Below are 21,705 nucleotides of genomic sequence, written 5' to 3'. Positions count from 1 at the left end.
CGGGGTGAGCGTCATGGCTACGAAGGACACCGACGGCGGACAGCAGAAGGCGACACGCGCCACAGAGGAAGTCGAAGAGGTAGCGCAGGACGCGCAGGCCTCCGACGAACTCAAGGAACGCCACGAGAAGCTCTCGGAGGACGTCGACGACATCCTCGACGAGATCGATGACGTCCTCGAGGCCAATGCTGAGGATTTCGTTCGAAGTTTCGTTCAGAAGGGCGGAGAGTAGTCGGAAGCATGTCCGAATTGCACCAAGGAAGGAAATGCTCCCGGTGCAAGAGGATGTTGCCGCGGGACGCGTTCGCCAGCAACACGTCGATGCGCGATGGGCTCCAGGCCTACTGTCGGGAGTGCTCCGCGGAGTACTACCGGCAGCGCCAGGAAGCCAAGGGTCTCAGCGTCCGCCAGAAAGTTGCGGTTCCACCGGGACACAAGCGATGCCCGCGTTGCACCGAGATCAAACCGCCTGCGCAGTGGTCCGGGAACAGCAGCGCATCCGACGGCTTGGCGACCTACTGCAAGGCGTGCCGTGCAGTAGAAGGGCGCGCCAGGCATCTCAAGAACAAGTACGGGATGACGGAAGCAGAACGGGACGAGCTCGTCACATCCCAAGTAGGAATCTGCCCCATCTGTTTGTCGTCTCTGCCAGAGCATGTGGATCACTGCCACGAGACGGGTAGGGTCCGAGGCGTACTGTGCTTCAGCTGCAACGCAGCGCTGGGGCAGTTCAAAGACCGGCCTGATGCCATGCGCCGGGCTGCCGCTTACCTGGAAGGAAACGTGTGGAAGCCAACACTCGTAGCACAGGGCGTCTACCGGCTGCCTTCCTGACGCCTGGCTCGTCCTCGTTCATCGACTTCCTCGGCGAGCACTCACCGGATCTGCTGCCGCGCAACCGGAGCCTGCCACCGCTGCAGGGCGCCATCGAGATCCCGCACGGCACGACCATCGTGGCCGCGACGTTCGCCGGCGGGGTGATCCTCGCCGGTGACCGGCGCGCCACGATGGGCAACGTCATCGCGCAGCGGGACATCGAGAAGGTCTTCCCGGCCGACGAGTACTCGGCCGTGGGCATCGCCGGCACCGCCGGTCTCGCCGTCGAGATGGTGCGGCTGTTCCAGCTGGAGCTGGAGCACTACGAGAAGATCGAGGGCGCGGTGCTCTCCCTGGAGGGCAAGGCGAACCGGCTCTCCACGATGATCCGCGGGAATCTCGGGATGGCGCTCCAGGGGCTGGCCGTGGTCCCGCTGTTCGCCGGATACGACGTGGACCGCGAGAAGGGCCGGATCTTCTCCTACGACGTGACGGGCGGGCGCTCCGAGGAGCACGGCTTCGCGTCGACCGGTTCGGGCTCGGTCTTCGCCCGCGGTTCGATGAAGAAGCTGTACCGCAAGGATCTGACGGAGGACCAGGCGATCACGCTGGTCGTGCAGGCCCTGTACGACGCCGCCGATGACGATTCGGCCACCGGCGGTCCCGACCTGGCGCGGCGCATCTATCCGATCGTCACCGTCATCACCGAAGAGGGCTTCCGCAAGCTCACCGAGGACGAGTCGTCCGATGTCGTCCGTGCCATCCACGAGCGCCGGCTGGAGCAGCCCGACGGCCCGCGTGCCGAGCTGCTCTGACGGTCCGGCAGGACCGGAGTAAGCACTCTCGCCACTGACAGAAAGGGACGGATAGCCGGTGTCGACGCCGTTCTATGTCTCACCCCAGCAGGCCATGGCCGACCGTGCGGAGTACGCCCGCAAGGGCATCGCGCGCGGCCGCAGCGTCGTCGTGCTGCAGTACACCGACGGCATCGTGTTCGTCGCTGAGAACCCGTCCCGCGCCCTCCACAAGGTCAGCGAGATCTATGACCGGATCGCGTTCGCGGCGGTGGGCAAGTACAACGAGTTCGAGAATCTGCGGATCGGTGGCGTGCGCTACGCGGATCTGCGGGGCTACACCTACGACCGTGAGGACGTCACGGCCCGCGGTCTGGCCAACGTCTACGCCCAGACGCTGGGCACCATCTTCTCCAGCGTCGGCGAGAAGCCGTACGAGGTGGAGCTGATCGTTGCGGAGGTCGGCGCGGCCGCCGAGGACGACCAGATCTACCGGCTGCCGCACGACGGCTCGATCGTCGACGAGCACGGCGCCGTCGCGGTCGGCGGCAACTCGGACTCGATCGGCACCTACCTGGACCAGCGGCACCGCGACGGCATGACGCTCGCGGAGGCGCTGAAGCTGGCGGCCGAGTCCCTCGGCCGGGACAGCAACGGCGGGGAACGCACGCTCACCGCCGAGCAGTTGGAGGTCGCGGTGCTGGACCGGACGCGACCGCAGCAGCGCAAGTTCAAGCGGATCCTGGGCCGTCAGCTGGCCCGCCTCCTGGAGGCGGACAGCGCGGCAACCACAAAGACGGACGATCCTTCGGACGAAGAAGAGGAGTAGGCCTGCGGCCCGCTACGTGGCTCACGCCGGTGCTCCGGTGACGGGGGCCGGGCCCTCCGGGGCGGGGCTTCGAAATCGACTATTTACGGGCCTGGCGGCCCACAAATAGCTCGGCAGCATTTCGAACCCCACCCCTGCGGCCCCGGCCCCCTCACGTCCGCTCCGGCCTGCGGGAGGAGGCGGGCGCGTCTTTCACGCCGCTTCCTCGGCCGTTGCAGAGACGCTGCCGGCGCCGTGCGAAGGCTGCGATCTGACTCAGGTCGCCGGTGGGGCTGTGGAGCCTCGGACGATGAGATCTACCCGCAGGTCGCTACCGTCGGCCGGACGGCCGTCCAGGACGGCCAGTAGTGCGGACATGCCGCGGCCGCCGATCTCGTCGGCGGGGAGCCGGACGGTGGTGAGTTCCGGTTCGACGGCGGTGGCGAGCGCGAGGTCGTCGAATCCGGTCACGGACACGTCGGTCGGCACCCGCAGGCCCAGCCGGCGGGCGGCCTTGCACGCCCCGGCGGCGAGGATGTCGTCGTCGCAGACCAGGGCGGTGGGCCGGGGGCCGGGTCGGGTGAGGGCCTGCTCGGCGGCGCGCCGGGCATCCTCGACGCTGTGCGCGGAGCGCTCGGTGTGCAGCGTCACGTCACCGACGCCCGCCAGCATGTCGGCCAGTGCCCCCGCGCGTACGTGGAAGGTCCAGGTGTCCACCGCGGAGGCGAGGTGGGTGAACCGGCGGTGCCCGAGGCCCAGCAGGCAGCGGGCCACCTGACGCATGCCGTCGGCGATGTCGAAGTTGACGGTGGCGGCAGCCACCCCCGCGCCGGGGTCGCTGTCGAGCATGACGAGCGGGAGGTCGCCGCCGCCGATGGCGTCGAGCGCGCCGGCGGCCATCGAGGACGCGATGACGCCGTCGAGCGAGGCGCGGGCGGAGCCGAAGGGGTCGCGGGCCGGACCGATGCCGTCGGGGGAGGGGTAGAGCACCACGCCGAACTCGTGCTCAGCCGCGACGCGGGCGGCGCCGGTGTAGACCCGGGCGAAGTACTCGTTGGTCAGCGCCGGAACGACCAGCAGGGCCGTCCGGGTGCGGCCGAGCCGGAGGTTGCGGGCCGCCAGGTTCGGCCGGTAGCCGAGCGTCAGGGCCGCCTCGCGGACCGCCTCCGCCGTGCGCTCCGAGACCCGCCCGCGTGACTTGCCGCCCAGGACCAGCGACACGGTCGCCTGCGAGACGCCCACGGCCCGGGCCACGTCCCGTGAGGTGGGGCGTGCGGTATCGGTCACTCCGGGCATCCTTCCGGTCCCCGCGGATGGACCCGCGGCCTGCCGTCATGGTACGTATGACGCATCTAGTTATACGTAACACTTCGGCGGTGTCCGGGGGAGAGGGGCCGGCATGGCGGCGGGGTACGGGGATCTTCTGAGGACGCGGCATGCCGCGCGGCTGCTCGGCGGCACGTTGATCGGCCGGCTGCCCAACGCGACGGCCGCGCTCTGCATCGTGCTGCTGACCCGCTCCGAGGGGGGCAGCTACTCGCTCGCCGGCTCGCTGGGCGCGCTCTACGGGCTGGGCACGGCCGTCGGCCAGCCGCTGCTGGGCCGGATCGTCGACCGGTACGGCCAGCCCCGCGTGATGCTCCCGGCGGCCCTGCTGTCGGCCGCCGGCATGGTGCTGTTCGCCCTGGTCGGCCCCGACCCGCTCCCGGTAGCCTGTGTCGCGATGGCGGTCGCCGGGCTGTTCACCCCGCCGCTGGAGGGCGGGCTGCGCGCGCTGTGGCCCGGCGTCCTGAAGAACGAGGACCGGCTGCACGCCGCGTACGCGCTGGACGCCGCCGCCCAGGAGCTGATGTTCACGATCGGCCCGCTCCTCGTCACCGCCCTGGTCGCGGTCGCCTCCGAGACCGCCGCCGTGCTCTGGATCGCGGCGGTCGGCGTGGCGGGCGCGCTGGGCGTGGTCACGGCGCCGCCGTCCCGCCAGTGGCGGGCGGAACCGCGGGCCGCCGACTGGCTCGGGCCGCTGCGCGCTCCGGGGCTGCGCGCGCTGATCGCCTGCCTGTTCTTCGTGGGCGTCGCGCTCGGCGCGATCGCGGTCGCCGCGGTCGCCTACGGGGACGCGCACGGCGGCGGCATGGTGAACGGCTATCTGCTGTCGTCGCTCGGGCTCGGCGCGCTCATCGGCGGTGTGACGTACGGCGCCCGGACGTGGCCGGGCACGCCGGAGCGCCGGCTGCGGGCGCTCACCGTCGGACTGGCCGTCTGTTACGCGCCCTTGATGCTCGTCCCCGGGGTGGTCGCGATGACGGTCCTGTCGGGGCTCGCGGGAGTGTTCCTGGCGCCGGTACTGGCCTGCGCGTTCGTGGTGGTGGACCGGCACGCGCCGAGCGGCACGGTGACCGAGGCGTTCTCCTGGCTGGTGACCGCGATCGGCGTCGGCGCCTCGCTGGGAACGGCCGCCGCGGGACCTGCCGCGCAGTTCGGCGGGGTCGCCGCCGGATTCGCCGTCGCGGCGGGCGGCGGGTTGACCGCGCTGGCGGTGCTGGTCGCGACCGGCCGATTCCTCACGTTCCCAAACCTGAAAACCGAGTTGGAAAAAGATCGAATCGGTAGCGCCGAACCCGGTTTCAGCACCACGCATCAGGCGTAATGTTCAGTCATGGACCGCCGCATTTTCGGGCTGGAGAACGAGTACGGCGTCACATGCACGTTCAGGGGGCAGCGGCGTCTGTCTCCTGACGAGGTGGCGCGGTACCTCTTCCGCCGTGTCGTGTCATGGGGCCGGAGCAGCAATGTCTTTCTGCGCAACGGCGCCCGCCTGTACCTCGATGTCGGCTCGCACCCGGAGTACGCCACTCCGGAGTGTGACAATCTGACCGAGCTGGTCACCCATGACAAGGCCGGCGAACGCATCCTCGAAGGCCTTCTGGTGGACGCCGAACGGCGTCTGCACGAAGAGGGCATCGCCGGCGATGTCTATCTGTTCAAGAACAACACCGACTCCGCGGGAAACTCCTACGGATGTCACGAGAATTACCTCGTCGCGCGACACGGCGAGTTCTCCCGCCTCGCCGACATCCTCATTCCGTTCCTGGTCACCCGACAGATGATCTGCGGCGCGGGCAAGGTGCTGCAGACGCCGCGCGGTGCGGTCTTCTGCGTCAGCCAGCGGGCGGAGCACATCTGGGAGGGCGTCAGTTCCGCGACGACCCGGTCCCGGCCCATCATCAACACCCGTGACGAGCCGCACGCGGACGCGGAGCGCTACCGGCGCCTGCATGTCATCGTCGGCGACTCCAACATGTCCGAGACGACCATGCTGCTGAAGGTCGGTGCCACCGACCTCGTCCTGCGCATGATCGAGGCGGGCATCGTGATGCGGGACCTGACCCTGGAGAACCCGATCCGGGCGATCCGCGAGGTCAGCCATGACATCACCGGCCGCCGCAAGGTGCGGCTGGCCACCGGCCGCGAGGCGTCCGCCCTGGAGATCCAGGAGGAGTACTACTCCAAGGCTGTTGACTTCTGTGAACGCCGCGGCATCCGCAACGGCGTGATCGAGCAGGTGCTGGAGCTGTGGGGCCGCGCCCTGGAATCGATCGGCAGCGGTGACCTCGCGGCCATCGGCACCGAAATCGATTGGGTGATGAAGTACCAGCTGATCGAGCGGTACCGGAATCGGGACAACATCACGATGTCCCACCCGCGCGTCGCCCAACTGGACCTCGCATATCACGACATCCACCGCCGTCGGGGGCTGTACTACCTGCTGGAGAAGAAGGGCCAGGCCAAGCGGATCTGCAGTGATCTGAAGATCTTCGAGGCGAAATCCGTTCCCCCGCAGACCACACGTGCCAGGCTGCGCGGCGATTTCATCCGCCGTGCGCAGGAACAGCGGCGTGATTTCACGGTCGACTGGGTGCATCTGAAGCTCAATGACCAGGCGCAGCGAACGGTGCTGTGCAAAGACCCGTTCCGGTCGGTCGACGACCGGGTGGAGAAGCTCATCGCCGGGATGTGACCTGCGCAGGATCCGGCGGGAAAGAGTCACAGCTCACTCACAGGCCCCGTACGTCTTCGTACGGGGCCTGCCGCACGCCTTAGAGTGGCGCGAAACGCCAGTGCCAACCGAGATCTGAGGATTACGTGCGCCGACTTGCCGCTCTGCTCGTCGTCCCCGCGCTGCTGCTCGCTGCAGGGTGCGGTGGCGACAAGGGCTCCGACTCCGATTCCGCCGCTTTCAAGTCCTCGATGGGGCTGCCATCCATCACGGCCGGGGTGAAGGTCGGCGAGAAGCCGACCATCGCCAAGGGCGAGGGGGATCCGCCCAAGGATCTGAAGGTCGAGGTCGTCAGCAAGGGCACCGGCGCGAAGACCGCCAAGGGCCAGAAGGTCGAGGTCAACTACCTGGGCCAGACCTGGGTCTCGGACAAGCCCTTCGACAACAGCTTCGACCGGAAGCAGTCGTTCCCGGTGACGCTCGGCGCGGGCGGCGTCATCCCGGGCTGGGACCAGGGCCTGGTGGGCCAGAACGTCGGCAGCCGCGTGATGCTGTCGATTCCGCCGTCCCTCGGCTACGGCGCCCAGGCGCAGGGTGACATCCCGGCCAACTCCACGCTGGTGTTCGTCGTGGACATCCTCAAGGCCAGCACGCCGCCGCCGGTACTGAAGACGGCCAAGGGCACCGAGGCCAAGCAGGACGACGCGAAGCTGCCGAAGGTCGGTACCAACACCGACGGCAAGGCACCGACCGTCACGATCCCGAAGGTGGACCCGCCGAAGGCGCTGGTCTCGAACTACATCATCGAGGGCACAGGACCCGTCCTGAAGCCCACCGACGGTGTCGTCATCCAGTACGTGGGATACGTGTGGAAGGACGGCAAGAAGTTCGACGACGGCTACGCCACCGGCAAGACGACGCCGATCACGGTGCTGAACCAGCTCCAGATCAAGGGCCTGGTGAACGGCCTGGTCGGCAAGAAGGTCGGCAGCCGGCTGCTGCTCGTGCTGCCCCCGTCCGAGGGCTTCGGCGCCACCGCGCAGCAGGGGGTTCCGGCGAACTCGACCGTGGTCTTCTCGCTGGACATCCTGGGACTTCTGTAAGACTGTCCGGGTTGCCCGCAACGTATCAAGGAGTCACCGCAGTGAACATCGAGAAGCCCGAGATCGATTTCCCCGCAGGCGAGCCGCCGGCCGACCTCGAGATCAAGGAGATCTGGGAAGGCACGGGCGAGGAGGCCAAGGCGGGGCAGAACGTCAGCGTCCACTACGTGGGCGTCTCGTTCAGCACGGGTGAGGAGTTCGACGCCAGCTGGAACCGCGGTTCCGCGTTCACCTTCCCGCTCGGTGGCGGCCGCGTCATCAAGGGCTGGGACCAGGGCGTGCAGGGCATGAAGGTCGGCGGCCGTCGTCAGCTGACCATTCCCGCGCACCTCGCGTACGGCAACCAGAGCCCGACCCCGGCGATCAAGCCGGGCGAGACCCTGATCTTCGTCGTGGACCTGATCTCGGTCTGAGCAGCAGCGATTCGAGGGCCCACGCCGGCAGGCGTGGGCCCTCGCTTTTGCCGCAGCTCCCCGGAGCGGTACGGTCGTCGATCGAGAGCTGAAGACGAAGGGTGCGCGATGGCGATTGCCAAGGCCGAGCGACTGATGAACCTGGCGCTGTGCCTGATGAACACCCGGCGTCCCGTCAGCAAGCGGGAACTGCGCGAGTCGATCGAGGCCTATCACGAGATAGGTTCCGACGACGCGTTCAACCGGATGTTCGAGCGCGACAAGGACGATCTGCGGGAACTCGGGCTCATCATCGAGACGGTGGAGAGTGTCGACGGCGATGTGGGTTATCTGGCCCGCCGCGACCGCAACCGGCTCCCCGAGATCGCGCTGGACGCCGAGGAGGCCGCCGCGCTGAGCCTGGCCGCGAAGGTGTGGCAGCAGGCCCGGCTCGCCGAGGCCGCCAGTGGCGCGCTGCAGAAACTCCGGGCAGCGGGCGTCCCGTTCGAGGACACCCACAGCGCGCTGGAACCGCGTATCCCGACCCCCGAGCCGGCGTTCGAGTCCCTGATGGTCGCGGCGCGCGAGCGCCGGGCCGTCTCCTTCGACTACCGCAAGGCGAACGCGGTGCGCCCCGAGCCGCGGCAGGTCGAGCCGTGGGCCCTGGAGTGCTGGCGCGGCCACTGGTACCTGGCCGGCTGGGACCGCGACCGCGGCGCCGTACGCGTCTTCCGGCTCTCCCGCATCTCCGGCAAGGTCCGCTCCCGCGGCGGCGCCTTCAGCGCCCCGGTCCCCGACCACGTGGACGTACGGGCCGCGGTCGCGAGCTGGGCGGGCGAGGGCGCGACCGCGACCGCCCGGATCCGGCTGCGCCGCGACTCGGGCTATCCGCTGCGGGCCAAGGCCGTGACCTCGCAGCCGGTGGACGCCGAATGGGACGAACTGGAGATCCCGTACGGGCACGGACTCGACGCCTGGCTGGTGGAGTTCGGCCCCGACGTGGTGGTCCTGGAACCCGCGGAACTGCGGGCCGATGTGGTGGACCGGCTGCGTGCCGTGGCCAAGGACTGACGGGACTTCACGACATGGCGAACGCGATCGACCAGACCCGGCGGATGCTCTCGCTGGTGACCTATCTGCGCGAGCGCCCCGGCGCGCGCGTCACCGATGTGGCCCGTGCCTTCGGCGTCACCGAGGCCGAGCTGATCGGCGACCTGAACGTACTGCCGCTGTGCGGTACGAGCTTCCGCGGCGGTGACCTGCTCGACATCGACACCGACGGCGAGCGGATCTGGTGGCACAACGTCGACGATGTGGCGCAGCCGCTGCGGCTGGCCGCCGACGAGGCCACGGCGCTGCTCGTGGCGGCGCGGGCGGTGGCGAACCTGCCGGGTCTGCGCGACAGCGACCGGCAGGCGCTGCTGCGGGCCACCGCGAAGCTGGAGACCGCGGCCGGCGAGGTGGCGGCCGCCAGCTCCCAGCTGTCGGTGACCTTCGAGTCCGAGGGCAGCGTCTTCGCCGATGTGGACCGGGCCATCGCTGAGCGACGGCGGCTGTGGATCCGCTACTACTCGCCGGCCCGGGACGCGCTCACCGAGCGCGAGGTGGATCCGATCCGGCTCTTCGCGGTCGGCCACACGTACTTCGAGGGCTGGTGCCGGCTGTCGGAGGACCGCAGGACCTTCCGGCTCGACCGGGTCGCGGAGATCAAGCTGCTCGACGAGCCCTCCGACCCGCCGCGGATCGAGCCGCGCGACCTGTCGCTGGGCCTGGTGCAGCCGGCGGGCGACGACCCGGAGGTCGTCATCGAGGTGGGCCCCGGCGGCCGCTGGGTCGCCGAGTACTACCCGTACGACAGCGCCGACGAGCTGCCCGACGGGGGTCTGCGGATCAGCCTGCGCACCCCCGACCCGGGGTCGCTGCGCCGGCTCGCGCTGCGGCTGGGCCGGGACGGCCGGATCGTCTCGCCGGCCGACCTCGCGGACCGGGCGCGCGAAGCGGCCGTGCTGGCACTGGCGGCGTACGGAGAATAGGGAGTGACGATGACGGGGGCAGCGACCTCGACGATGACGGCCCCGGCGCCGTCCGCGGTGCTCTTCAAGGCCGCGTGCCCGGACTGCCGCGGTCGCTTCGAGCTGGCGTCGCAGGAGCTGCGGCTGGCGATCGGCCGCACCCACCGGACCACCTTCTACTCCTTCACCTGCCCGGAGTGCGGGCTGGCGGTCCGCAAGCCGGCGGGGGAGCGGATCATCGAGCTGCTCACCGGCGGCGGCGTGCGCACCATGCGCCTGCACATCTGCTGACGCCCCGGTGCCCGAGGACATCCGGGCGCCGGCCGAGCCGATAGGCTCGGTGCCATGTGGTGGCTCTACCTGTACGTCGGCCTCTCGACCGCCGGCATCCTCGTGCTCGGCGTGCTCGCCGTCCGGGTCTTCGCCGAGGTCCGGCGGCTGGCCGGGCAGGTGGCCAGGAGCACCGACGACCTCTCCCGCGCCGCCGAGCGGCTGAGCCGGGCCGCGGAGCCGCTCGCGGAGCGCGCCGGAGACATCTCCCGGCACTGACGCGCGGCCCCTCCGACCCGGCGGACCTGGCGGAACCCGGGGATCGCGGAGCGGAGCGGCTCCGGCGTTACACAACGGCCCTCGTTCCCGGCGGTCCCGGAGGGTACGCTGCGTAACGTGGCCCCATGAATGAGCGGCGGGGGCCGCACCTGGTGGTTGCCGACGGGTTGCCGGTCGTTTACCACCGCACGCTACGATCACAGCCAGTACGGCGGTACGGACACACGTCCGGGTCGCCGAAGACATGGACCCACGCCGCCTCGGTGAGAAGGTAGACACTTATGCTCGGCAATCTCAAGCCCCTCGAGATCGTCCTCATCCTTCTCGTCATCATCTTGCTGTTCGGCGCCAAGAAGCTTCCCGACATGGCCCGGTCGCTCGGCAAGTCGGCCCGCATCCTCAAGAGCGAGGCCAAGGCGATGAAGAAGGACGACGAGGCTCCGGTGGCCGACGCCCACACCGCCGAGTCCGCGCCCGCCGCGCCGAAGACGATCCAGGCCGCCCCCGGCGATGTGACCAGCGCCCGCCCGGTGACGGAGCCGAACCACACCACCCAGGGCTGACCTCAGCCCGTACCGGTTCGCAACAAGCCGCTGACGGCTGCCGCACGAGACGAGGACGTGGGTGCTCAAGTCTGCCCGCAAGCAGGAGAAGGATCCCGAAGGGCGAATGCCGCTCGCGGATCACCTGCGCGAGTTGCGCAACCGGCTGCTGAAGTCGGTACTGGCGATCATCATCGTCACCATCGTCGCGTCGTTCTTCTACCGCGACATCATCGAATTCTTCATGCACCCGGTGCTGAAGTCCGTCGGCTGTGTCAACGGCCAGATCAAGGGCGCCGACGGCCAGCCGTGCGCGGAGATGACCGTGAACGGGCTGACCGGCCCCTTCGCGATCGCGATGAAGGTCTCCCTGATGGCAGGCCTGGTGGCCACGACGCCGATCTGGCTCTACCAGCTCTGGGCGTTCCTCGCGCCGGGACTGCACACCAAGGAGAAGCGCTACGCGATCTCCTTCGTCGCCGCGGGCGTACCGCTCTTCCTCGGCGGCGGCTATCTCGCCTACGTGATCCTGCCGCAGACCGCGCAGATCATGATCGACCTGACGGTCGACGACGCGCGCAACCTGTTCCCGCTCGACGACTACCTCGACCTCGTCGTGCGCATGATCATCGTCTTCGGCTGCGCCTTCGAGCTGCCGCTGCTCTTGGTCCTGCTGAACTTCACCGGAGTGCTCACCGCCAAGCGCATGCTCGGCTGGTGGCGCGTGATGGTCCTCGGCATCACCATCTTCGCCGCGGTGGCCACCCCCACCGGCGACCCGTTCTCGATGTCGCTGCTCGCCGCTCCGATCGTGTTCCTGTACTTCGGGGCCGTGGGGATCGCGTTCTTCAACGACCTGCGCAAGCGCCGCCGCCGCGAGGCCGACCCGGACTTCTCGCTCGACGACGACGAGGCGTCCAGCCTCGACCACATCCCCGAGCAGGTCGGCGCCGCACCCACCCCGTCCGCGTCGGACCGTCCCACCGACGACTTCGACGACGCCACCTGACCTCGACCCTCGCCCACGCCCTCGACCTCGACGCGGGTGATCACCCGCGGTAGGGTCCGCGCGTGACCAGCGACATCACCCTCTTCGTCAATCCCACCGCAGGACGCGGCCGGGGCGCGCATGCCGCGCAGCCGGCCGCCCGCGCGATGCGTGACGCCGGGTTCACCGTCCGTACCGTCGTCGGCCAGGACGCCGCGGACGCCCTGGTGCGGGTCCGCGAGGCGGTCGCCGCCGGGACCGGGGCACTGGTGGCCGTCGGCGGCGACGGGATGGTCTCGCTGGCCCTGCAGGCGGTGGCCGGCACCGACACCCCGCTGGGGGTGATCGCGGTCGGCACCGGCAACGACTTCGCCCGCGCCACCGGGCTGCCCGTCCGGGACCCCGCGGCCGCGGGCCAGGCGGCCGCCGACGCGCTCAAGGAAGGGCGTACCCGGGCGGTCGACCTGGGCAAGGTCGGCGACCGCTGGTTCGGGACCGTACTGGCCTCCGGCTTCGACTCTCGGGTCAACGACCGCGGCAACCGGATGCGCCGGCCCACCGGACGCTTCCGCTACGACGTCGCGATGCTCGCCGAACTCGCCGCCCTGCGCCCGATCCGGTACCGCATCCAGCTCGACGACAGCCCGGAGCGGGAGATCGAGGCGACGCTGATCGCGGTCGGCAACGGGTCGTCGTACGGCGGCGGGATGCGGATCTGCACCGACGCGCTCCTCGACGACGGGCTGTTCGACGTCACCGTGGTCGGGCCGTGCAGCCGCACCACGCTCCTGACGGTCTTCCCCCGGGTCTACCGGGGGACGCATCCCAGCCATCCGAAGGTCACCGTGCACCGGGCGGCACGGGTGCGGCTGGCCGCGGACGATGTGACGGGGTACGCGGACGGTGAGCGGATCGGGCCGCTGCCGATGACCGCCGTGACGGTGCCGGGGGCCCTGCGGCTGCTGGTCTGATGTCCGACCGTGCTGGTCATGTGCCCGTCCGTCGCGGGTCCGGGTGCCGGTACGAAGAAAAGATCACGCGGTGTGTCAGTGGGGGCCGGTACGCTCGGTGGCAAGATGACCGATGAGATGTCCCCCGCCGAGCGCTACGCCGCAGACCGGCGTCGCGCGGCCGATCAGGCCACTGCCCTCGCGCCGTTCCGCGCGCTGTACGACTTCGACCTGGATCCGTTCCAGATCGCGGCATGTCAGGCTCTGGAGGCCGGAAGCGGAGTGCTGGTCGCTGCGCCGACCGGCTCCGGAAAGACCATTGTCGGCGAGTTCGCCGTCCACCTCGCCCTCTCCGAGGGCCGCAAGTGCTTCTACACCACACCGATCAAGGCACTGTCGAACCAGAAGTTCAGCGACCTCGTCAAGCGGTACGGCGCGGACAAGGTCGGCCTCCTGACCGGTGACAACAGCGTCAACGGCGACGCACCGGTGGTCGTGATGACCACCGAGGTACTGCGCAACATGCTCTACGCCGGATCCTCGGCCCTCGACGGCCTCGGCTATGTCGTGATGGACGAGGTCCACTACCTCTCCGACCGCTTCCGCGGCGCCGTCTGGGAAGAGGTGATCATCCACCTCCCGCAGTCCGTGACGCTGGTGTCGCTGTCGGCGACCGTCTCCAACGCCGAGGAGTTCGGCGACTGGCTCGACACGGTGCGCGGCAGCACCGAGGTGATCGTCTCGGAGCACCGTCCGGTACCGCTGTGGCAGCACGTGCTGGCCGGCCGCCGGATGTACGACCTCTTCGAGGAGAAGGAGGGCGCCGCCGAGGCCGCCCGCCGCGAGGTCAACCCCGACCTCGTACGCCTCGCCCGGATGGAGAACCAGCGGACCGTCCACCCCCGCGACCGGAACAAGCGCGGCTACGAGGCGGACCGCGAGCGCGAGCGCCGGTCGAGCGGCAGGGTGTGGACGCCGAGCCGCGCCGATGTGATCGAGCGGCTCGACTCCGAGGGGCTGCTGCCGGCCATCACCTTCATCTTCAGCCGGGCCGGCTGCGAGGCCGCCGTCCAGCAGTGCCTCTACGCCGGGCTGCGGCTGAACAGCGACGAGAACCGGGAGCGGGTCCGGGCCATCGTCCAGGAGCGCACCAAGGCCATCCCGGACGAGGACCTGCACGTCCTGAAGTACTTCGAGTGGCTGGAGGGCCTGGAGCGCGGCGTCGCCGCCCACCACGCCGGCATGCTCCCGACCTTCAAGGAGGTCGTCGAGGAGCTGTTCCTCAAGGGCCTGGTCAAGGCGGTCTTCGCCACCGAGACCCTGGCGCTGGGCATCAACATGCCGGCCCGCTCCGTGGTGCTCGAGAAGCTCGTCAAGTGGAACGGCGAGACGCACGCCGACATCACCCCCGGCGAGTACACCCAGCTGACCGGCCGGGCCGGCCGCCGCGGTATCGACGTCGAGGGCCATGCCGTCGTGCTGTGGCAGCGCGGTTTCGACCCGGGCGCCGTCGCGGGACTGGCCGGTACCCGGACGTATCCGCTGCGCTCGTCCTTCAAGCCGTCGTACAACATGGCGGTCAACCTGGTCGGCCAGTTCGGGCGGCACCGCTCGCGGGAGCTGCTGGAGACCTCCTTCGCGCAGTTCCAGGCCGACCGGTCGGTCGTCGGGATCTCCAAGCAGGTGCAGCGCAACGAGGAGGGGCTCGACGGCTACAAGGAGTCGATGACCTGCCACCTCGGCAACTTCGACGACTACATGAGGCTGCGCCGCCAGTTGAAGGAGCGCGAGGCCGAACTGTCGCGACAGGGCGCCACCCAGCGCCGTGCCGCCGCGTCGGACGCGCTGGAGAAGCTCAAGCCGGGCGACATCATCCATGTCCCGGCGGGCAAGTACATGGGTCTCGCCCTGGTGCTCGAACCCGGCATCCCGGCCGGCCGCAGCCCCGGCCACCGGCGGCACGAGGACAGCCTGGACGGCCCGCGTCCGCTGGTGCTCACCGCCGAGCGGCAGGTCAAGCGGCTCGCGCAGATCGACTTCCCGGTTCCGGTCGAAGCCGTCGACCGGATGCGGATCCCGAAGTCCTTCAACCCGCGCAGCCCGCAGTCCCGTCGGGACCTGGCCTCCGCGATGCGGACCAAGGCCGGTCACTTCGAGCCGGAGCGGCACCGCAGGTCGCGGGCGGCCGCGGCCGACGACACCGAGATCGCCCGGATGCGCACCGAGATCCGCGCGCACCCCTGCCACGGGTGCGACGAGCGCGAGGACCACGCCCGCTGGGCCGAGCGCTATCACCGACTGGCGCGCGACACCAAGCAGTTGGAGCGGCGCATCGAGGGCCGCACCAACACCATCGCCCGCACCTTCGACCGGATCTGCGGGCTCCTCACCGAGCTCGGCTACCTGAAGGGCGAGCAGGTCACCCCCGACGGGAAGCGGCTGGCCCGGCTCTACGGCGAGCTGGACCTGCTGGCCAGCGAGTGCCTGCGCGAGGGCGTCTGGGACGGCCTCGGCCCGGCCGAACTGGCGGCGTGCGTCTCGGCGTTGGTCTTCGAGGCACGGCAGTCCGACGACGCGATGGCGCCCAAGCTCCCGACCGGCAACGCCAAGGAGGCGCTCGCCGAGATGGTCAGGATCTGGGGCCGGCTCGACGCGCTGGAGGAGGACCACCGGATCCACCAGACCGAGGGCGTCGGCCAGCGCGAGCCGGACCTCGGCTTCGCCTGGCCGGTCTACCGCTGGGCGTCGGGCCACGGCCTGGACGCGGTGCTCAGCGACGCGGAGATGCCGGCCGGCGACTTCGTGCGCTGGTGCAAGCAGGTCATCGACGTCCTCGGCCAGATCTCCGACGCAGCCCCCGCCGACAGCCCGGTCCGCAAAAACGCCCGCAAAGCCGTAGAGGCACTACGCCGAGGCGTCGTGTCCTACTCCTCAGTGGGCTGAGCCCAGGCGGTACCCGCCACCCCGCCCGCCGGATTTACCGGCGGGCGGGGTTTTTTTGGTGTGCCGTGGCATGGCCTCAGCTTGCGCGCATTGCGTCAAACTCGCGATGTATCGTGCTTGTCGGACTCGCGTACACGCGATATGCTCGGCCACGGATATCCGGGAGCGAGGTGACGATGATGGCGAAGCGGCGGAAGCTGTCCAATCCGTTGGCGCTGGCGGTGATGGCCACGCTGGGGGAGCGGCCGATGCATCCGTATGAGATCGCGCAGGTGCTCCGGCAGCGGGGGAAGGAGCAGAGCATCAAGATCAATTACGGCTCGCTCTACACCGTCGTCCAGAACCTGGAGAAGCACGGCTTCGTCGAGGTCGCCGGGACTCATCGGCAGGGCAACCGCCCGGAGCGGACGATGTACGGTCTGACCGCGGACGGCCGGGTGGAGATGCATGACTGGCTGGCCGATCTGGTGGCCGTGCCGGTGCGGGAGTATCCCGCCTATGAGGCGGCGCTCTCGCTCATCCTGATGCTGCCGCCGGACGAGGCGATCGGTCTGCTCGGACAGCGGGTCGCCAAGCTGGAGATTCAGGTGGCCGCGATCCGCGGGGTGCTCGGCAAGTTGGACGGGGACCTGCCCCGGATGTTCCTCATCGAGACCGAGTACCAGGTCCACATGATCGAGGCGGAGATCGCCTGGACGCGTGGCTTCCTCGCAGAACTGGCCGAGGGAACCATCTCCGGCCTCGCCGAATGGCGGTCCTGGCAGCAGAGCGGCGAGATCCCCGGCGAATGGGCGGAGATCGAGAAGCAGGTCACCGACTCCGGGATCGGCGAACAGTTCCGGGAGCACATGAAAGAGCTCTGACCTCGATATACGACGCTCAGAACGACAACTCCGGCGCCCGCTGCGGGAACAGCGGACACCGGAGGCGTAACCCATCGGCCGGACAACCGCGCGAAGCAGGTGCCAGGCGATCCAGGTGCGGCACACCCAGGATAGCCCGGCCCCCTTCCCGCGATCGGTTCGGCGGACACCGAACACCGATATGCGGAGGAACGTCATGACGACCACTCGCGCGCCCGCTGTGGCGGCGCACAACCTGACCAAGACCTATCCCGGCGGCATCAAGGCCCTTGACGGTATGGACATCACGGTCGAGGCCGGCACGGTCTTCGGGCTGCTGGGCCCCAACGGCGCCGGCAAGTCCACCACCGTCAAGATCCTCACCACGCTCGCCCGTCCCGATTCCGGGACCGCGACCGTCGCGGGCCATGACGCGCTGCGCCATCCGGACCGGGTCCGCCGGGCCATCGGCGTGGTCGCGCAGAAGTCCGGCGCCGACCCGGTCGCCACCGGCCGGGAGAACCTGCTCCTGCAGGGGCGGCTCTACGGGCTCCGAGGCGCCGCGCTGACCCGGCGGGCCGATGAACTGCTGGACCGCTTCGCCCTCACCGATGCCGCCAAGCGGCTGGTCAAGACGTACTCCGGCGGCATGCAGCGCCGGCTGGACGTGGCCATCGGACTGGTCCACCGGCCCGAGGTGCTCTTCCTGGACGAGCCCACCACCGGTCTCGACCCCGAGGCGCGTACCGCCATGTGGGAGGAGATCGCCCGGCTGGCCGGCGACGAGGGCCTGACGATCCTGCTGACCACCCACTATCTGGAAGAGGCCGACCGGCTCGCCGAGCGCGTCGCGATCGTGGACCGCGGCCGCATCGTTGCCGAGGGCACGCCCGACGACCTGAAGGGCGAACTGCACGGCGACGCCGTCCAGGTGGTGCTGCGCGAGGACACCGGTCCGGTCGACGCCCGGCTGCTGGAGACGGCGCTGTCGGAGTTCGCGGGCGTCCGCGAGGCGGTCGTCGACGGCCGCCACCTGCGGGCCCGCGCCGACGACGGCCCCTCCGCGGTGCCGCACGTGCTCGCTGTCCTCGAACGCGAGGGCGCGGCCGTCGCCTCGGTGACCGTGGCCCGGCCCTCCCTCGACGATGTCTATCTGCGCTACGCCGGCCGCCGCTTCGCGGACGCCGACACCGGTGACGGCGCCCCCGTCCCGGCCACCGCTGGAGGTGCCCGATGAGTACGGCGACCCTGAACCACACCTGGTACATGACGCAGCGCCAGCTCATGGCCATCCTGCGGCAGCCGGCCTTCCTGGTGATCACCCTGGTCCAGCCGGTGATCTGGCTGTTCCTCTTCGGCTCGCTGTTCCGCAAGGTCGTCGAGCTGGGCGGCTTCGGCACCACGTCCTACCTGGACTACCTGGTGCCGGGCGTGGTGGTGATGAGCGCCCTGTCCTCCAGCATGTGGGCGGGCATGGGCACCCTTGAGGAGATCGAACGCGGCACGCTGAACCGCTTCCTCGTCACTCCGGTCAGCCGGACCGCGCTGATGAACGCCAATGTGGTGCAGCAGGGCATCAGCACCGCACTGCAGTCCGTGGTGATCGTGCTGCTGGGCAAGCTGGGCGGCGCCGACTACCCGGGCGGCATCACCGGACTGCTGATCCTGGTCTTCGCGTCGATCCTGCTCGGTACGGTGTTCGGCGCGTTCTCCAACGCGCTCGGCATGCTGGTACGGCAGCGCGAGAGCATCATCGGCATCAACACCTTCCTGCTGCTGCCGCTGACGTTCCTGTCCTCGGCCTTCATGGCCGTGACGCTGATGCCGTCGTGGATGCGGCACATCGCCGACTTCAACCCGGTCAACTGGGCTCTGGTGGCGGGCCGTTCGGCGATGGCCGCCGACCCCGACTGGGGCTCGGTGCTCAGCCGCGGCGGCGCGCTTCTGGCGCTGGCGGTGGCCGCGGTGTGGCTGTCCACCCGCACCTTCCGCGCGTACCAGAAGTCGGTCTGAGGACGGTGCGAACACGGCGGCCGGGCCCGGAACATCCGGGCCCGGCCGCCGTGGGCGCGTCCGACGTCAGGAACCGGCCGGAACCGACTCCTGCTCCTGCTCGACCTGCTGGTTCCACTCGCGCTTCGAGGCCTGCCAGCCGTCCTCGTCGGCGCCGCGCCGCCAGTACCCCGAGATGGAGAGCTGCTCGCGCTCCAGACCGCGGTCGATCCGCAGATGGCGCCGCAGCTCCTTCACGAACGTCGCCTCGCCGTGCACAAAGGCCTGCGGGGTGCCCGGCGGGAACTCCAGGGCCTGCACCGCCTCGACGAGCGCCGCCCCGATCGGCCGGTCGCCACGGTGCAGCCAGACGATGTCCGCCTTCCCGGACGGGATGATCTCCTGCTCCTCCTCCGGACCCGCCACCTCGATGAACGCCTTCGCGAGCGCTCCCTCGGGCAGCGCCTCCAGGGACGCGGCGATGGCCGGCAGCGCGCTCTCGTCACCGGCGAGCAGATGCCAGTCGGCGTCCTCACCGGGCGAGTAGGCGCCGCCGGGGCCGCCGAACAGCACTTCCTCGCCGGGCTGCACACGGGCCGCCCACGGGCCGGCGATGCCTTCGTCGCCGTGGTGCACGAAGTCGACGGTCAACTCCACCGCCTGCGGATCCCAGGCGCGCACGGTGTAGGTGCGGGTACGCGGCCACTGGTCGCGCGGGAAGTCCCGGCGGACCGTCTCCAGGTCCATGGGCTCGGGGTAGGCGACCCCGTCCACCGGGAACTGCAGCTTGATGTAGTGATCGGTGTGCTCGCCCGCGCCGAAGCCCGCGAGCTGCTCGCCACCGAGCACCACGCGGATCATGTGCGGGGTGATGCGTTCGGTGCGTAGTACGCGCGCCCGGTTGAGCTTCGGGGTCCTGCGCGCCGGACGGTCCGCCATGGACTCTTCCCACCCTCTCGTTCACCTGGGTACCTCGGACACAACTTAGGTAAGCCTAACCGATTGGTCCGTTGTGTGGGCGGTGTCCCGGGATCGGTCGATGACGCGCTACAGCGTCAACCAGACGTAACAGGCGAACCGTCCGGTGGTCTGCTCCCGCCGGTACGAGAACAGTTCCTTCGACTCGATGGTGCAGCGCGGGTCGTGCCGGACCTGGGCCACCCCGGCGCGGGCCAACTGCCCCGCGATGCCCGCCCGTACATCCAGTCCTGCGGTGCCCTGCGTGGTGGTGGCCCACGCCTCGGGGACCGTGGCGCAGACCTCCTCGCGCATGGCGTCGGGAACCTCGTAGCACTTGCCGCAGGCCGTCGGTCCGATGAAGGCGACCGTCCGGGCCGGGTCGGCGCCCTTGGCGACCATGGCGTCGACGGTGGCCGGCACGATGCCGGCCACCGTTCCCACCCGTCCGGAGTGCGCGGCGCCGATGACCCGGGCCACCGGGTCGGCCAGCAGGACCGAGGCGCAGTCGGCGGCCAGCGCGGCCAGCGCCAGGCCGACTTCGGAGGTCACGACGGCGTCGACCGGCGGCGCGTCCGGACCGAAGGGCGCGGTCACCTCGGCCACCGTCGCGCTGTGCACCTGGCGCATCAGGACGACACGGGAGGCGTCCAGCCCCAGCTCGAACGCGGTCAGCTGCCGGTTGCGGCGGACGGCGGCCGGGTCGTCGGCGGTGGCCCCGCCGAGGTTTCTGCTGTCGAACGGGGCCCTGCTCACCCCGCCGTGCCGGTCGGTGACCGCGTACCGCACTCGTGGCGCCAGTTCCATGCGCTGTCTCCCTCGGTCGACCTGTGCCAGCAGCGTACGGGTTCGGCCGGTACCGGCCGGAGCGACGGCCCGCCGCCGGGCGCCCGGCGGGGGCGGATCGGCCGCGGTGTGGCCGGCCGGCGGATCAGCGTGCCGTGCGGCCGGCGAGCGCTTCCACCGCTGCGGCGACCGCGTCCGGGCTGGAGATCATCGTCAGATGGCGGGCCCCGGGGATCAGGGTCGGGGCGGGGGCCCCGATGCGTTCCGCGGTCTCGGCCGGCGTCTGCTCGCTGAACACGTCGTCCTGCGCGCCGAACACGGCCGCCTTGGGAACGTCCACCGCGCGCAGCCCCGCCAGCCGGTCCGCGGACATTCCGGGTACGCCCTCGCCCAGCATGCTCCACAGGGCGCCCTCGGCGCCCGCCACCCGCAGCGGCCGCCGCCACTGGTCCACGCCCGCACTGTCCAGGCGCGGGCAGCCGGGCCCGCACTGGGCGTCGTACACCTTGCGGATCAGCCAGTCGGAACCGAGCGCGAGCCGCAGCAGGCTCGTGCGGTACGGATCGATCAGCACGTAGTGCAGCCCGGGCGGCGGGCCGGCGCCCGTGTCGAGGGCGTCGCCGTCGAGGAGCATCACCCCGCCGACGCGTCCGGGCGCGCGCAACGCGGCCTCGGCGACCATCGCGGCGCCGCTGGAGTGGCCCACCAGAATCGGGCGCTCACCGGGACCGCCCAGCCGCATGGCGTCGAGGAAGCCCAGCAGCTGCCGGGTGAAGTGGTCGACGGTGTACGGGCCGCTCCGCTCGCTGTATCCCGAGCCGGTCAGGTCCAGGGCGTACACCCGGTGGTCCCGGGCCAGCAGCGGGGCCAGCCGCGACCAGGTGTCGGCCGATTCGAAGGCCCCGTGCACCAGGACGACCGGCGAGCCCTTCTGCCCCCACGTCTCGTAGCGGGTGTGGATACCGGCCGCCTCCACGTACGTCAGCCCCGGCGGCGGCGCCGCCCGGTCGGAGGTGAACCCGTTGTACGCGAACGACGCGGCGGTCACCACGACCAGCAGTGCGGCACAGACCAGGGCGGTACGCCGGACCCACCACCGCAGCCGGGAGCGCCGTGGGGCCGGGTCCGGGTCCGGGTCCGGGTCGGGCGGCGACCCCAGTGCCTCCGCGGCGGTGTCCGCGTCGGACTCTTCGTTGGTGCGTGCGTGTTCCAAGGCGGCTGTCCCGGTCGTCGG

At 70.3% G+C, this 21,705-nt stretch carries 23 protein-coding genes; 19 read left to right on the top strand and 4 right to left on the bottom strand.

Annotated features, from left to right (window positions below):
• The first annotated feature begins 13 nt into the window (after positions 1–13).
• Genes AC07DC_RS18985 through prcA form a run of 4 tightly spaced genes read left to right on the top strand, consistent with a single transcriptional unit; the run spans position 14 to position 2,439 of the window.
• Positions 14–232, top strand: coding sequence for a ubiquitin-like protein Pup (locus AC07DC_RS18985; RefSeq protein WP_250991661.1), 219 nt, complete (start codon positions 14–16; stop codon positions 230–232).
• 8 nt (positions 233–240) lie between these two features.
• On the top strand, positions 241–834 hold the full coding sequence (locus tag AC07DC_RS18980) for an endonuclease VII domain-containing protein (RefSeq protein ID WP_478915553.1): 594 nt from the start codon (positions 241–243) through the stop codon (positions 832–834).
• Positions 786–1,631: a proteasome subunit beta gene (gene prcB / locus AC07DC_RS18975; protein WP_478915552.1), complete on the top strand. Its 846-nt coding sequence runs from the start codon at positions 786–788 to the stop codon at positions 1,629–1,631. Before AC07DC_RS18980 ends, prcB begins: the two co-directional genes overlap by 49 nt.
• A gap of 58 nt (positions 1,632–1,689) precedes the next feature.
• On the top strand, positions 1,690–2,439 hold the full coding sequence (gene prcA, locus AC07DC_RS18970; protein ID WP_250991664.1) for a proteasome subunit alpha: 750 nt from the start codon (positions 1,690–1,692) through the stop codon (positions 2,437–2,439).
• Between the two features lie 255 nt (positions 2,440–2,694).
• On the opposite strand, the gene AC07DC_RS18965 is transcribed toward prcA, so the two are convergent.
• Positions 2,695–3,714: a LacI family DNA-binding transcriptional regulator gene (locus tag AC07DC_RS18965; protein ID WP_478915551.1), complete on the bottom strand. Its 1,020-nt coding sequence runs from the start codon at positions 3,712–3,714 to the stop codon at positions 2,695–2,697.
• A gap of 103 nt (positions 3,715–3,817) precedes the next feature.
• Between AC07DC_RS18965 and AC07DC_RS18960 the strand changes: the two genes are divergently transcribed.
• The 15 genes from AC07DC_RS18960 to AC07DC_RS18890 all read left to right on the top strand — a co-directional run bounded on the left by AC07DC_RS18960 (position 3,818) and on the right by AC07DC_RS18890 (position 18,749).
• Positions 3,818–5,065: an MFS transporter gene (locus AC07DC_RS18960; RefSeq protein ID WP_478915550.1), complete on the top strand. Its 1,248-nt coding sequence runs from the start codon at positions 3,818–3,820 to the stop codon at positions 5,063–5,065.
• A 9-nt stretch (positions 5,066–5,074) separates the two neighbouring features.
• Positions 5,075–6,436 carry a Pup--protein ligase gene (pafA, locus tag AC07DC_RS18955; RefSeq protein ID WP_138354818.1) on the top strand — a complete coding sequence of 454 codons (1,362 nt, stop codon included), beginning with the start codon at positions 5,075–5,077 and terminating at the stop codon, positions 6,434–6,436.
• A 125-nt stretch (positions 6,437–6,561) separates the two neighbouring features.
• On the top strand, positions 6,562–7,518 hold the full coding sequence (locus AC07DC_RS18950) for an FKBP-type peptidyl-prolyl cis-trans isomerase (RefSeq protein ID WP_478915549.1): 957 nt from the start codon (positions 6,562–6,564) through the stop codon (positions 7,516–7,518).
• A gap of 41 nt (positions 7,519–7,559) precedes the next feature.
• Complete coding sequence (locus tag AC07DC_RS18945) at positions 7,560–7,931, top strand: FKBP-type peptidyl-prolyl cis-trans isomerase (RefSeq protein WP_399648098.1); 372 nt, start codon at positions 7,560–7,562, stop codon at positions 7,929–7,931.
• Between the two features lie 108 nt (positions 7,932–8,039).
• Entirely contained in the window at positions 8,040–8,981 is a 942-nt protein-coding gene (locus AC07DC_RS18940; protein ID WP_478915548.1) for a helix-turn-helix transcriptional regulator, read from the top strand.
• A gap of 14 nt (positions 8,982–8,995) precedes the next feature.
• The gene (locus AC07DC_RS18935; RefSeq protein ID WP_138354822.1) at positions 8,996–9,943 is read left to right on the top strand and encodes a helix-turn-helix transcriptional regulator; all 948 of its coding nucleotides are present in this window, start codon (positions 8,996–8,998) and stop codon (positions 9,941–9,943) included.
• Between the two features lie 9 nt (positions 9,944–9,952).
• Positions 9,953–10,213: a hypothetical protein gene (locus AC07DC_RS18930; protein ID WP_164293719.1), complete on the top strand. Its 261-nt coding sequence runs from the start codon at positions 9,953–9,955 to the stop codon at positions 10,211–10,213.
• Between the two features lie 54 nt (positions 10,214–10,267).
• Positions 10,268–10,471 (top strand): hypothetical protein, encoded by a 204-nt coding sequence (locus AC07DC_RS18925; RefSeq protein WP_478915546.1) that lies wholly within the window; start codon positions 10,268–10,270, stop codon positions 10,469–10,471.
• Positions 10,472–10,752: 281 nt separating this feature from the next.
• Positions 10,753–11,034 (top strand): Sec-independent protein translocase subunit TatA, encoded by a 282-nt coding sequence (gene tatA, locus AC07DC_RS18920; RefSeq protein ID WP_478915545.1) that lies wholly within the window; start codon positions 10,753–10,755, stop codon positions 11,032–11,034.
• A gap of 61 nt (positions 11,035–11,095) precedes the next feature.
• Positions 11,096–12,022, top strand: a complete 927-nt coding sequence (tatC, locus tag AC07DC_RS18915) for a twin-arginine translocase subunit TatC (RefSeq protein WP_478915544.1) — start codon at positions 11,096–11,098, stop codon at positions 12,020–12,022.
• Between the two features lie 62 nt (positions 12,023–12,084).
• Positions 12,085–12,972, top strand: coding sequence for a diacylglycerol kinase (locus AC07DC_RS18910; RefSeq protein WP_478915543.1), 888 nt, complete (start codon positions 12,085–12,087; stop codon positions 12,970–12,972).
• Between the two features lie 105 nt (positions 12,973–13,077).
• Positions 13,078–15,894, top strand: a complete 2,817-nt coding sequence (locus AC07DC_RS18905) for a DEAD/DEAH box helicase (protein WP_478915542.1) — start codon at positions 13,078–13,080, stop codon at positions 15,892–15,894.
• A gap of 176 nt (positions 15,895–16,070) precedes the next feature.
• On the top strand, positions 16,071–16,757 hold the full coding sequence (locus tag AC07DC_RS18900) for a PadR family transcriptional regulator (protein ID WP_478915611.1): 687 nt from the start codon (positions 16,071–16,073) through the stop codon (positions 16,755–16,757).
• 196 nt (positions 16,758–16,953) lie between these two features.
• Positions 16,954–17,973, top strand: coding sequence for an ATP-binding cassette domain-containing protein (locus AC07DC_RS18895; RefSeq protein ID WP_478915541.1), 1,020 nt, complete (start codon positions 16,954–16,956; stop codon positions 17,971–17,973).
• Positions 17,970–18,749: an ABC transporter permease gene (locus AC07DC_RS18890; RefSeq protein ID WP_478915540.1), complete on the top strand. Its 780-nt coding sequence runs from the start codon at positions 17,970–17,972 to the stop codon at positions 18,747–18,749. The genes AC07DC_RS18895 and AC07DC_RS18890 overlap by 4 nt, the downstream gene beginning before the upstream one ends.
• 66 nt (positions 18,750–18,815) lie before the next feature.
• Here AC07DC_RS18890 and AC07DC_RS18885 read toward each other — a convergent pair whose 3' ends face one another.
• The 3 genes from AC07DC_RS18885 to AC07DC_RS18875 form a co-directional block, all read right to left on the bottom strand.
• Positions 18,816–19,667: a siderophore-interacting protein gene (locus AC07DC_RS18885; protein ID WP_478915539.1), complete on the bottom strand. Its 852-nt coding sequence runs from the start codon at positions 19,665–19,667 to the stop codon at positions 18,816–18,818.
• Between the two features lie 108 nt (positions 19,668–19,775).
• Entirely contained in the window at positions 19,776–20,492 is a 717-nt protein-coding gene (gene pgeF, locus AC07DC_RS18880; RefSeq protein ID WP_478915538.1) for a peptidoglycan editing factor PgeF, read from the bottom strand.
• Positions 20,493–20,616: 124 nt separating this feature from the next.
• Positions 20,617–21,684 (bottom strand): alpha/beta fold hydrolase, encoded by a 1,068-nt coding sequence (locus AC07DC_RS18875; protein ID WP_478915537.1) that lies wholly within the window; start codon positions 21,682–21,684, stop codon positions 20,617–20,619.
• Positions 21,685–21,705: the final 21 nt, after the last annotated feature.

The organism is Streptomyces sp. NPDC045021 (assembly GCF_056432645.1).
The sequence above is the reverse complement of the archived record's forward strand: the minus strand, read 5'-3'. Positions and strand labels throughout refer to the sequence as shown.